General features: G+C 75.6%; 7 protein-coding genes. 6 read left to right on the top strand and 1 reads right to left on the bottom strand.

What is annotated here, in order from left to right; all coding sequences use genetic code 11:
• Positions 1–90 precede the first annotated feature (90 nt).
• The 4 genes from mfd to ACZ6S8_RS20775 all read left to right on the top strand — a co-directional run bounded on the left by mfd (position 91) and on the right by ACZ6S8_RS20775 (position 8,045).
• On the top strand, positions 91–3,624 hold the full coding sequence (gene mfd, locus ACZ6S8_RS20760; protein ID WP_469457742.1) for a transcription-repair coupling factor: 3,534 nt from the start codon (positions 91–93) through the stop codon (positions 3,622–3,624).
• A 163-nt stretch (positions 3,625–3,787) separates the two neighbouring features.
• Positions 3,788–5,827, top strand: a complete 2,040-nt coding sequence (locus ACZ6S8_RS20765; protein ID WP_469457743.1) for an N-6 DNA methylase — start codon at positions 3,788–3,790, stop codon at positions 5,825–5,827.
• 170 nt (positions 5,828–5,997) lie between these two features.
• Positions 5,998–6,540 (top strand): hypothetical protein, encoded by a 543-nt coding sequence (locus tag ACZ6S8_RS20770; RefSeq protein WP_469457745.1) that lies wholly within the window; start codon positions 5,998–6,000, stop codon positions 6,538–6,540.
• Positions 6,537–8,045 (top strand): protein kinase domain-containing protein, encoded by a 1,509-nt coding sequence (locus ACZ6S8_RS20775; protein WP_469457747.1) that lies wholly within the window; start codon positions 6,537–6,539, stop codon positions 8,043–8,045. Before ACZ6S8_RS20770 ends, ACZ6S8_RS20775 begins: the two co-directional genes overlap by 4 nt.
• Here ACZ6S8_RS20775 and ACZ6S8_RS20780 read toward each other — a convergent pair.
• Complete coding sequence (locus ACZ6S8_RS20780) at positions 8,033–10,387, bottom strand: YfhO family protein (protein WP_469457749.1); 2,355 nt, start codon at positions 10,385–10,387, stop codon at positions 8,033–8,035. The two genes, ACZ6S8_RS20775 and ACZ6S8_RS20780, sit on opposite strands and share 13 nt — an antisense overlap.
• A gap of 175 nt (positions 10,388–10,562) precedes the next feature.
• On the opposite strand from ACZ6S8_RS20780, the gene ACZ6S8_RS20785 reads away from it, so the two are divergent.
• Complete coding sequence (locus ACZ6S8_RS20785; protein ID WP_469457751.1) at positions 10,563–11,189, top strand: SurA N-terminal domain-containing protein; 627 nt, start codon at positions 10,563–10,565, stop codon at positions 11,187–11,189.
• 28 nt (positions 11,190–11,217) lie between these two features.
• Positions 11,218–12,279, top strand: coding sequence for a nucleoside triphosphate pyrophosphohydrolase (locus ACZ6S8_RS20790; protein WP_469457753.1), 1,062 nt, complete (start codon positions 11,218–11,220; stop codon positions 12,277–12,279).
• The last annotated feature ends 20 nt before the right edge of the window (positions 12,280–12,299 follow it).

Below are 12,299 nucleotides of genomic sequence, written 5' to 3' on the forward strand. Positions count from 1 at the left end.
TCGTAGGGTGGGAACCCCCGGCCCGTTCGACGTGTCGGGCCCTTCGCGTTGCGCCCCTGACGCCCTCCACCGGACGGAAAGCCCTTTCCCATGAGCCTGCACGGACTGCTCGACGCCGTCACCCGGGACCCCGCCCTCGCCGAGGCGGTCACCGCGGCCGGGGACGGCAACCGCATGTACGTGGACCTCGTCGGCCCGCCCGCCGCGCGGCCGTTCGCGATCGCCGCGCTGGCCCGGCGGACCGAGCGGACCGTCCTCGCGGTCACCGCCACCGGCCGCGAGGCCGAGGACCTGGCGGCCGCCCTGCGCTCGCTGCTGCCGCCCGACGAGGTCGTGGACTACCCGTCCTGGGAGACGCTGCCGCACGAACGGCTCAGCCCGCGCAGCGACACCGTGGGGCGCCGCATCGCCGTCCTGCGCCGGCTCGCGCACCCCAGCAAGGACGACCCCGCCGCGGGTCCCGTCAGCGTCGTGGTCGCCCCCATCCGCTCCGTGCTCCAGCCGCAGGTCAAGGGGCTCGGGGACCTCGTGCCGGTGAGCCTGCGCCAGGGGCAGAGCGCCGACCTCGGCGCGATCACCTCCGCCCTGGCGGCGGCCGCGTACGCGCGCGTGGAGCTGGTCGAGAAGCGCGGCGAGTTCGCCGTGCGCGGCGGCATCCTCGACGTGTTCCCGCCCACCGAGGAGCACCCGCTGCGCGTGGAGTTCTGGGGCGACGACGTCGAGGAGATCCGCTACTTCAAGGTCGCCGACCAGCGGTCCCTGGAGATCGCCGAGCACGGGCTGTGGGCCCCGCCCTGCCGCGAGCTGCTGCTGACCGACGAGGTCCGGGAGCGGGCCGCGGCCCTCGCCGAGGCCCACCCCGAGCTCGGCGAGCTGCTGAACAAGATCGCCGAGGGGATCGCCGTCGAGGGCATGGAGTCCCTCGCGCCGGTCCTCGTCGACGACATGGAACTGCTGATCGACGTGCTGCCCGCCGGGGCGATGGCCGTGGTCTGCGACCCCGAGCGGGTCCGCACCCGCGCCTCCGACCTGGTGGCGACCTCGCAGGAGTTCCTGATGGCCTCCTGGGCGGCCACCGCCGGCGGCGGCGAGGCCCCCATCGACGTCGGCGCGGCCTCCCTGCGCGGGATCGCGGACGTCCGCGAGCACGCCCGCGAGCTCGGCATGATGTGGTGGTCGGTGTCCCCCTTCGCCGCCGACGAGGACGTATCCGGCTCGGACACCCTCAAGCTCGGCATGCACGCCCCGGAGGCCTACCGCGGCGACACCCCCCGGGCGCTCGCCGACACCAAGGCGTGGATCGCCGACGGCTGGCACACCGTCTACCTCACCGAGGGCCACGGACCGGCCGCGCGCACCGTCGAGGTCCTCGGCGGCGAGGGCATCCCGGCCCGGCTGGAGGCGGACCTGCGCGTCCTGGAGCCCTCGCTCGTCCACGTCGCCTGCGGCTCGATCGTGGGCGGCTTCGTCGACCCGGCGCTGAAACTGGCCGTGCTGACCGAGACCGACCTGACCGGGCAGCGCACCGCCACCAAGGACCTCGGCCGGATGCCGACCCGGCGCCGCAAGTCGGTCGACCCGCTGACCCTGGAGGCCGGCGACTACATCGTCCACGAGCAGCACGGCGTCGGCCGCTACATCGAGATGGTGCAGCGCACCGTCCAGGGCGCCACCCGCGAGTACCTGCTCGTCGAGTACGCCCCCGCCAAGCGCGGCCAGCCCGGCGACCGGCTCTACATCCCGACCGACCAGCTGGAGCAGGTCACCAAGTACGTCGGCGGCGAGTCCCCGACCCTGCACCGGCTCGGCGGCGCCGACTGGACCAAGACCAAGGCGCGCGCGAAGAAGGCGGTCAAGGAGATCGCCGCCGACCTCATCAAGCTCTACAGCGCCCGCATGGCGGCCCCCGGGCACACCTTCGGCCCGGACACCCCCTGGCAGCGCGAGCTGGAGGACGCCTTCCCGTACGCGGAGACGCCCGACCAGCTCACCACCATCGCCGAGGTCAAGGAGGACATGGAGAAGTCCGTCCCGATGGACCGGCTGATCTGCGGCGACGTCGGCTACGGCAAGACCGAGATCGCGGTCCGCGCCGCGTTCAAGGCGGTCCAGGACGGCAAGCAGGTCGCCGTCCTCGTCCCGACGACCCTCCTGGTCCAGCAGCACTTCGGCACCTTCTCCGAGCGCTACAGCCAGTTCCCCGTCAACGTGCGGGCGCTCTCCCGCTTCCAGAGCGAGACCGAGTCCAAGGCCACCCTGGAGGGCCTGCGCGAGGGCACGGTCGACCTGGTCATCGGCACCCACCGGCTGTTCTCGCAGGAGACGAAGTTCAAGGACCTGGGCCTGGTCATCGTCGACGAGGAGCAGCGGTTCGGCGTCGAGCACAAGGAGCAGCTGAAGAAGCTCCGCGCCAACGTCGACGTGCTCACCATGTCCGCGACGCCCATCCCGCGCACCCTGGAGATGGCGGTGACCGGCATCCGCGAGATGTCGACGATCACCACCCCGCCGGAGGAGCGGCACCCGGTGCTCACGTTCGTCGGCCCGTACGAGGAGAAGCAGATCGGCGCGGCCGTCCGCCGCGAGCTGCTGCGCGAGGGCCAGTGCTTCTACATCCACAACCGGGTCGAGTCGATCGACCGGGCGGCCGCCAGGCTGCGGGAGATCGTGCCCGAGGCGCGGATCGCGACCGCCCACGGCCAGATGTCCGAACAGGCCCTGGAACAGGTCGTCGTGGACTTCTGGGAGAAGAAGTTCGACGTGCTGGTGTCGACCACGATCGTCGAGTCCGGCATCGACATCTCCAACGCCAACACGCTGATCGTGGAACGCGGCGACACCTTCGGCCTCTCCCAGCTGCACCAGCTCCGCGGCCGCGTGGGCCGAGGCCGCGAGCGCGGGTACTCCTACTTCCTGTACCCGCCGGAGAAGCCGCTGACGGAGACCGCGCACGAGCGGCTCGCGACGATCGCCCAGCACACCGAGATGGGCGCCGGCATGTACGTGGCCATGAAGGACCTGGAGATCCGCGGCGCCGGCAACCTGCTCGGCGGCGAGCAGTCCGGCCACATCGCGGGCGTCGGCTTCGACCTGTACATCCGCATGGTCGGCGCCGCCGTCGCCGACTACCGGGCGGCCGTCGAGGGCGGGGCGGAGGAGGAGCCCGCACTGGACGTCAAGATCGAGCTGCCCGTCGACGCGCACGTCCCGCACGACTACGCGCCCGGCGAGCGGCTGCGCCTGCAGGCCTACCGGTCGATCGCGGCCGCCGCCTCCGAGGCCGACATCAAGGCCGTCCGGGAGGAGCTGACCGACCGCTACGGCAAGCTGCCGGAACCGGTGGAGAACCTGCTCATGGTGGCCGGGCTCCGGATGCTCGCGCGCGCCTGCGGCGTCGGCGACATCACCCTCCAGGGCCCCAACATCCGCTTCGGACCGGTGGAGTTGCGCGAGTCGCAGGAGCTGCGGCTGAAGCGGCTGTACCCGGGGGCGGTCCTCAAGCCGGCCACCTCGCAGGTGCTGATCCCGCGCCCGAAGACCGCCAGGGTCGGCGGGAAGCCGCTGGTCGGACGGGAACTGCTGGCCTGGACGGGGGAGTTCCTCACCACCATCCTCGGCTCCTGAGCACGGCGGAGGCCGGCAGTCCGCCCGGGCTGCCGGCCTCCGCCGCGTGCCGGGCCCCGGGACGGGGCCGTCCGGCTGTGAACCGGGTCAACACGTACCGGGCGTGTTCTCGCGTCAACACCGCGAACGCGACTCCGGGCGGTACACGGGTATGCTCCCCGGCATGTCCGAGGAGAGCGCCGCCGGCGCAGAGGTCACCGCCGCCGAGGTCGCCCGCCTGGCCGGCGTCGGCCGCGCCGCCGTGAGCAACTGGCGGCGCCGCCACGCCGACTTCCCCAAGCCCGCCGCCGGCACCGAGACCAGCCCCTCCTTCGCCCTCGCCGAAGTCGAGGACTGGCTCCGGGCCCAGGGCAAGCTCGTCGAGGTCCCGCTGCGCGAACGGGTCTGGCAGCACGTCTGCGCCCACCCCGGCGGGGCCGTGCCCGCGCTCGTCGAAGCCGGCGCCGCGCTGCTCGTCGTACGCGACCGGCCCACCGACTGGCTGGAGCTGACCGCCGTCTCCGACGCGCGGATGGCCGTACTGCTGCGGCCCGTCCTCGGCCAGGTGCTCACCGCACGGCTCGGCGCCGGCCACCCGCTCGCCGCCGCGGCGCCCCCGCCGGCCGCGATGCCGCTGCTGCGCGCCGCCGCCCGGCTCGCCGCCGAACTCGGCGCCCGCAAGGCCTTCGAGTTCCTGCTCCGCCGCCACCTCGACGCCGCCACCCGCCCGTACCCGCTCACCCCCGACGGCCTGGCCGAGCTCATGGCCGCCCTCGCCGGACCCGGCGCCCGCACCGTGCTCGACCCCGCCTGCGGCACCGGCACCCTGCTGCGGGCCGTCCCCGGCGCCACCGCCCTGTACGCGCAGGACTCCTCGCCCGAACTCGCCGCCCTGGCCGCGCTGCGCCTCGCCCTGCACGGCCCCGCCCAGGTCCGCGCCACCGCCGCCGACAGCCTGCGCGACGGCGCGCACCCGCGGCCGCCCGTCGACGCCGTGCTCTGCCACCCGCCGTTCAACGAACGCAACTGGGGCCACGAGGAGCTGGCCTACGACCCCCGCTGGGAGTACGGCTTCCCGGCCCGCACCGAATCGGAACTCGCCTGGGTCCAGCACACCCTGGCCCACCTTCGCGAGGGCGGCACCGCCGTGCTCCTCCTGCCGCCCGCCGTCGCCGCCCGCCGCTCGGGCCGCCGCATCCGCGCCGACCTGCTGCGCCGCGGGGCGCTGCGGGCGGTCGTCGCGCTCCCCGCCGGCGCGGCCCCGCCGTACGGCATCCCCCTGCACCTGTGGGTGCTGCGCCGCCCCGCCCCGGTCGCGGCGCCCCCCGCCGGGCTGCTGCTCGTCGACACCGCCGCGGCCGCCGCTGCCGCGGCCGACGGTGGCTCCCGGACCGCGTGGCCCGCCGTGCACGGCGCGGCGGAGGCCGCCTGGTCCGCGTACGAGCGCACCGGCACGGTCGAGGAGGTGCCGGGCGTCAGCCGCGTCGTGCCCGTCATCGAGCTGCTGGACGACGACGTGGACCTCACCCCCGCCCGCCACCTCCCGCCGCCCGCGGCCGGCGGCGGAGCGGCCGGACTCGGCGCCGTGCGCGGCCGGCTCGACGAGACCCTGGCCCGCGCGGTGCGGCTCGCCCCGCCGCCCGCCGACCCGCCCGCCGGGGCGGCCGGCCGGCCGCCGCTGACCACCGTCGGTGAACTCGCCCGCGCCGGAGCCCTGTCGGTGCACACCGGCACCGGCAGCGGCACCGGGACGGCTCCCGTCCTCACCGCGCAGGACGTGTACGCCGGACGCGGCCCCTCCGGCACCCTGGCCGCCGGCGCCGACGCGCCCCTGCTGACCGCCCCCGGCGACGTCCTCGTCCCCGTCGCCGGCGGAGCCCGCGTCGTCCGCGTCGTGGACGCGGCCACCGCCGGCGCGGTGCCCGGCCGGGGCCTGCACCTGCTGCGCCCCGACCCCGGGGAGCTCGACCCCTGGTTCCTGGCCGGATTCCTGCGCGGCACCGCCAACCACCGCCGGGCCAGCAGCCACGCCTCCACGGCCACCCGCCTCGACGTCCGCCGGCTCCGGCTGCCCCGGCTGCCGCCGGCGCAGCAGCAGCGCTACGGCGACCGCTTCCGGGCGCTCGCCGAGTTCGAGGACGCGCTGCGCGAGGCCGGGCGGCTCGGGGAGCAACTCGTCCAGGGCCTCTACGACGGCCTCTCGGACGGCACTGTCACGCTGTAGCACCCGCTGTGCGGCGACCCTGCAACGGTTGGGGCCATCCCCTCACCGGTGGCAGGCAAGGCTGTATACCCTTCGATCCGAATCTTCTTCCGCACGGCCCGTCAGGAGCAGCGATGCACGGCCCCGGCCTCCCGCCGCAGCACGGTCACCAACCCAGTTCCGGGGGTGTCGTGACGCTGCGCGTGCTGTTCGCGCTGCTGCCCGTCCTGAGCTGCGGTTTTCTCGCCTGGGGGTCGATGCTGCGGCTCGCGCTGGTCACCCGCAAGCCCCGCGACTGGGTGCTGCTGCTCGTCAGCGGCGGCCTCGCCGTGCTCTGGATGACGCTGATCGGACTCGACCCCACCCCCGAGACCAACGGCTGGCAGGGCAACCTCGGCGCCGGCGGCTCCATCTTCACCGGCTTCGCGATCTGCGTGTACTTCCTCGTCGCCGACATCAAGCACTACGAGGCGAAGGCGGCGGACCGGTCCGCGCACTGGTACGGGGCGCAGTCGGCGCCCTACCTGCCGCCGCAGCCCCAGCAGACCCAGGGCTACGGCTACCCGCACCAGACCCCGGTCCCCCGCACGACCCGGCCTCAGCACCCCGCGCAGCCCCAGCAGCCGCCGCACGCCACCCCGCCGCCGCGGATCGGGCAGGTGCGGGCCGAACTCGACGAGCTCAGTGAGCTCCTGCGCAACCAGCCGCCCCGCGACGAGGATCCGACCAGGTGACAGAACGGCTCATCGGAGACCGCTACCAGCTCGCGACCATCCTGGGCCAGGGCGGCATGGGACAGGTCTGGACGGCCTACGACCAGACCCTGGACCGGCGGGTCGCCGTCAAACTGCTGCGCCCCGACAAGGTGGCCGGCCCCGGCACGGTCGCCGAGGAGCTGCGCCGCCGCTTCGTGCGCGAGTGCCGGGTCACGGCGCAGGTGGACCACCCCGGCCTGGTCACCGTGCACGACGCGGGCAGCGACGGCGACGAGCTCTTCCTGGTCATGGGCTACGTCGAGGGCGCCGACCTCGCCGACCACCTCGCGGAGCACGACCCGTACCCCTGGCCGTGGGCCGTCGCGATCGTCGCGCAGCTGTGCGCCGTCCTGTCGGCCGTGCACGCGGTGCCGATCGTCCACCGCGACCTGAAGCCGCGCAACGTCATGGTCCGGCCCGACGGCACCGTCCTGGTCCTGGACCTCGGCGTCGCCTCGGTGATGGACACCGACACCACCCGCCTCACCAGCACCGGAACGCCCATCGGCAGCCCCGCCTACATGGCCCCCGAGCAGGCGATGGGCGGCGCGGTCGGCCCGTACACCGACCTCTACGCCCTCGGCGTGCTGCTGTACGAACTCCTCAGCGGGAACGTCCCCTTCGCCGGGTCCACCGCGCTCGGCGTCCTGCACCGCCACCTGTACGAGCCCCCGCTCCCGGTCCGCCAGCTCCGCCCGGAGGTCCCGCCGGAGCTGGAGGCCGTGCTGCTGCACCTGCTCGCCAAGGACCCCCAGGACCGCCCCGCCTCCGCCCAGGAGGTGTACGAGGCCCTGGTGCCGCTGCTGCCCGCGCGCGGCAGCGCCGCCCCCTCCGGCCCGCTCGACCCCACGCGCCCGTTCCTGCGCCCCCACGCGCCCTGGCCGGACCGGGCCACGGTGATCCCGCCGCGGCCCGCCGACCCGCCGACGCCCCCGCGCCCGGACATCCCCGGCGCGGTGGACGAGGCCCGCAAGCTCCTGGACCAGGGGCAGCTGACCCAGGCCGTGGACATCCTCGGCGGCATCCTCCCGGCGGCCGTGGCCCAGCACGGCGAGCACTCCCCGGTGGTCCGCTCCCTGCGCAAGCAGTACGCGGCCACGCTGATGGACGACGGCCAGTACCGCCGGGCCCTGCCCGAACTGCGCCGCCTCGCCGACCAGTTCCCCGCCGGGGACCCCCAGTCCCTGCGCTTCCGCTACGACTCGGCGCAGTGCCTGGAGCAACTCGGCGAACCGGCCGCCGCCCTGGCGGAGTACCGCTCCCTGCTGCCCCTGTTCGAGAACCACTACGCCAACCCGGACCCCGGCCTCCCCCTGGAGGTCCGCCGCCGGATAGCGCACCTGCTGCTCTCCCTCGGCGACCGGCCCGCGGCCCACGCCACCCTGGTCCGGCTGCTGTTCGACGCGGACCGGCTGCACGGCCCGGCCCACCCCTTCCCGACGGAGGTCCGCCGCACCCTGCACTGGCTCGGTCAGGTCCGCTGACGGAGCCGGGCCCGGCGCACCCCGGCGAGCCCCGCCACCACCAGGGCCGCGGCCCCCGCGAGGGCCAGACCCGGGGCGAGGCCCGGCGGGCGGAAGGAACAGGCCACGGACCCCGTGCCGCCGTCGAGCGGTACGGCCACCAGGCCCAGGTACGCCGCCGCCGGGCGGCCGTTGCAGCTCCAGCCCGCGACCGCCGGGACGGAGAGGACCGCCGTGCCCGTGCTCCCCGGGGGCAGCTGTGCCCGGACGTCCGCGGAGCCCGCCCGCACCGACACCGCCCCCGAGGCCCGCAGGGCGGCCACCGCCGGCGCGAGCCGGGACCGGTCCAGGCAGGACAGCGCCCACCGGGCGGGCGGGGCCGCGTCGAAGACCAGCGCCGAGACGGCCCCCCGGGAGACGCCCAGCGGCTGCACGGCCGCCCGGTTGCGGGGGGCCGCGCCGTTCAGCCGGAACGGGGGCCCGTCCGCGCGCCGGGCCGTCGCGTCGTACTCCGGGGCCCACAGGAAGGCCTCGGTGCCCGCGCGGCACACCCCCGGCGCGACCGGGTCCTCGTACACCCGCGCGCCCAGCAGCGCCTCCTGGTTGGCGAACGGCGAGTCCCCGTACACCGGCACGGGGCCCGGCGGACGCACGGTGACCAGCGGCGGGACCTCGGCCCGGCCGACCGTGCCGTCCGGCCGCAGCCGCGCGCCGACGGCGAAGACCGCGTCCGTGACCGGGTTGTCGATGCTCTGGACGTTGCGCCCGCGCGAGGTCCAGCCCGCCCCGAGCGCCGCCATCGTGTCCGTGAACACCTTCGGCGTGTGGCTGCTGTAGTACGCGCCGCCCTCCCCGCCCAGCAGCATCGGGTCGTTGCCCGACAGGGCGGGCCGCCCCGCGTCGGTGCGGTACGCCGGCCAGCCCTCCGCGGCCGACAGCGCCGCGGCCCGCGCGGTGTGCGCCGCGCCCCACACGGGGTAGTCGTCCAGCCCGCCGAGCTTGCCCCGGTGGCCCTGGGCCCCCGTCGCGGCCGCCTGCGCGAGGAGCACGCCCGCCAGCAGCCCGGCGGCCGGCAGCAGCAGCCGCGGCCGCCGCAGCGCCCACCAGGCGAGGGCCGCCACCGCCAGCCCGCCGCAGAACAGCCCGTACCCCCAGGCCGTCGTCAGGGCGCTGCCGCGCGCCCACAGCGCCGCCGCCGCCAGCAGCCCGGCCCCGGCCGCGAGCGCCCGCGGGGACGGGGGACCCGCGGCCAGCCCGGTCCAGGCGGCGATCACGGCGATCCCGGCCAGCACGAAGGTCTGCCGGTACGGGCTCCCGTTGGGGGTCGCGAACAGGTGCCAGGCGAGGTGCGCCGGCGCCCACTGGAGGGACAGCGCCACCGCGACCGTCAGCCCCGCCCACCCCCACCGGGCCCGCGCGGGCACCCGCCGGTGGAACGGCAGCGCGGCGACCAGCAGCAGCGTGCCGGTGCCGACGAAGACCGCGGGGGAGGAGAAGGAGTAGGTGGCGGGCAGCAGCCGCGCGAAGACGTCCGCCCACGGCACCGGCCGGAACTCCCGCGACCACCCCGGGTACGCCTGCCCGGAGCTGAGGAACAGCGGGACCAGCACCGGCGCCGCCAGCGCCAGGCCCGCCGCGGCGCTCGCGGCGGCCCGCCCCGCCACCCGCAGCCGGGGCCCCGCGCCCTCCCGCGTCAGCACCACCCGTACGGCCAGGACCAGCACCGCGCCCAGGGTCGCCATGTACGCGGTGTAGAAGTTCGCCGTCCAGCACACCGCGACCACCAGCACCCCGAGGACGGGCCGGCGCCCCCGCAGGGCCCATTCACCCGTCAGACACAGGAGCGGGAAGGCGATCAGCCCGTCCAGCCACATCGGGTTGTACGAGGCCTCGACCACCGACCAGCCGCACAGCCCGTACGAGGCGCCCAGCAGCCCCGCCGCCCACCACGGGCCGCGGGCCTGCGTGCGCAGCAGCCAGGCCATCGCCGCCGCGGCCGCGGCCGTCTTCAGGAGGGTGAGCGCGTACACCGCGAGGTCGATGCGGTCGCGCGGGAAGACCCCGACGAGGAGGGCGAACGGACTGGTCAGGTAGGTACCGAGGTCGGGCAGGAAGCTCGTCCCGTACCCCGACTGCCAGTTGACCAGCAGCCCGCCCCGGGCCCGGCCGTGCAGCAGGTCCCACAGGTGCGCGTGGAAGGGGACGAACTGGTTGCCGAGGTCGTTGACGCTGCGGTGGCGCGGCCCGTACGGGAAGACGCGGGCGACGGCGTCCCCCGCGGCCACGGCCACCGCCGTGAGCAGGGCGGCGGCGGCCGAGCCGAGCAGGCTCCGGCGGCGCGGAGAGCGGTGCGGTGTCGACATGGTGGGCCGACCCTGGCAGCGCCGGAGGTCCGAAGGGTGGCCACCGGGTGAACACGCACCCCAACACCCCGGGAATCGTTGGTCGAACCGGTGGCCCGGACCACCCTGACTGCATACCATCGATCACCGCAAGGCTTGTGCACCGAAGCACAATCTCCCGGCCCTGGAGGCTCCTTTGCACCGTCGCGCAGCGCTCTCCGTCTCCGTCGCCCTGCTCCTGGCGGCCCCCCTGCTGTCCGCCTGTTCGGGTGGACAGCCCCACGCGGGCACCGCGGCCGTCGTGGGCGGGGAGCGGATCACCACCTCCGCGCTCCAGGCCCAGGTGAACGACGTGCGCGCCGCGCAGAACCGTTCCGGGCAGGCCGCCGCCGAACTCATCGCGGCGACCCCCAACCTGGAGCGGCTCAAGCTCGGCTCGATGCTCCAGAGCCGCATCATCGACAAGATGGCCGACTCCGCCGGCCTCGCGGCCACCACCAAGGAGATCGAGGCGGAGCGCAAGGCGTTCGCCGAGGGCAACGGCGGCGCCGCCCAGTTCGAGGCGCTGCTCCTGCAGAAGGCCGCGACCGCCCCCGGCCAGTCGGACCGGTTCCTCACCGACCGGGTGCTCCTCGCGAAGCTGAACGCCAAGTACGGCAACGGCAAGCTCGCCGCGCCCGCCGCGGCCGCCGCGAAGGCGCTCGACATCGAGGTGAACCCGCGCTACGGGGCGTGGGACGCCGCGCAGGTCCAGCTCGGCGAGGCGCAGACCCCCTGGATCACCCAGAAGACCCGTCCCGAGCAGGCCCCCGCCGGAGCCTGACCCCGGCCGCCGGGGGTAGGTTCGCCGGGTGACCGACCACGTACCCGCCGAGCCCGCCCCCGCCGAGCCCACCGGCCGCATCGTCCTGCTGACCACGAGCCACCGGGTCGCCCCCGGCGTGCTGTCCTGGCCCGCCTGGCAGGTCCTGCACGCCGCGGACCGGGTGCTGTGCGCCGATCCGGCCCACCCGCAGCTGCCGTACCTGCGGGACGCGGGCGTCGAGGTCGAGCATGCGGCCCCGGACGCGCAGGCGCTGGTCGAGGCCTGCGCCGGCGGGCGGACCGTCGTGGTGCTCCCGGGCGGCGAGGGCGACCGGCGGCTGACCGACGGCCTGGCCCGGCTCGCGGGTTCGGGCCGGGTCTCCATGCCGGACCTGGAACTGCTGCCGGGCTCGTACGACCTGCCGGGCGCGCGCCTGCTCGACCTGGTCCAGGTGATGGACCGGATCCGGCGCGACTGCCCGTGGTCCTCCCGCCAGACGCACCGGGGCCTGGCGAAGTACGGGATCGAGGAGGCGTACGAGCTCGTCGAGGCCATCGAGGACGGGGACCGGACGGAGCTGCGCGAGGAACTCGGCGACGTGCTCCTCCAGGTCGTCTTCCACGCGCGCATCGCCGAGGAGTACCGCGCGGACGCGGACCCGGACGGCGAGGACGGCCAGGACGGCGACGGGGAAGAGGCCGGGGAAGAGGACGTCCAGGGGCCGTTCTCCATCGACGACGTCGCCGCGACCCTCGTGGAGAAGCTGGTCCGCCGCCACCCGCACGTCTTCGGCGACGCGACGGCGGACACCCCGGAAGAGGTCAAGGCGCACTGGCTGCGGACCAAGGCGGTCGAGAAGCAGCGGGAGTCGCTCACCGACGGGATCCCGCTCGGGCAGCCCGGCCTGGCGCTCGCGGCCAAGCTCGCCGGACGGGTCCGGACGGCCGGGCTGGCCGTGCAGCCGCCCCGCGGCGAGGGCATCGGGTACGAGCTGCTGGAACTGGCGGCGCGCGCCGAGGCGGCGGGGACCGACCCCGAGACCGCCCTGCGCGCGGCGGCCCGCGCCTACCGGGACGCGATCCGGGCCGCCGAGGGCGTCGCACCGTAGACCGGTCGGGACCGCGGGAG

The sequence above is a fragment of the Streptomyces sp. NPDC048461 genome (assembly GCF_055587105.1).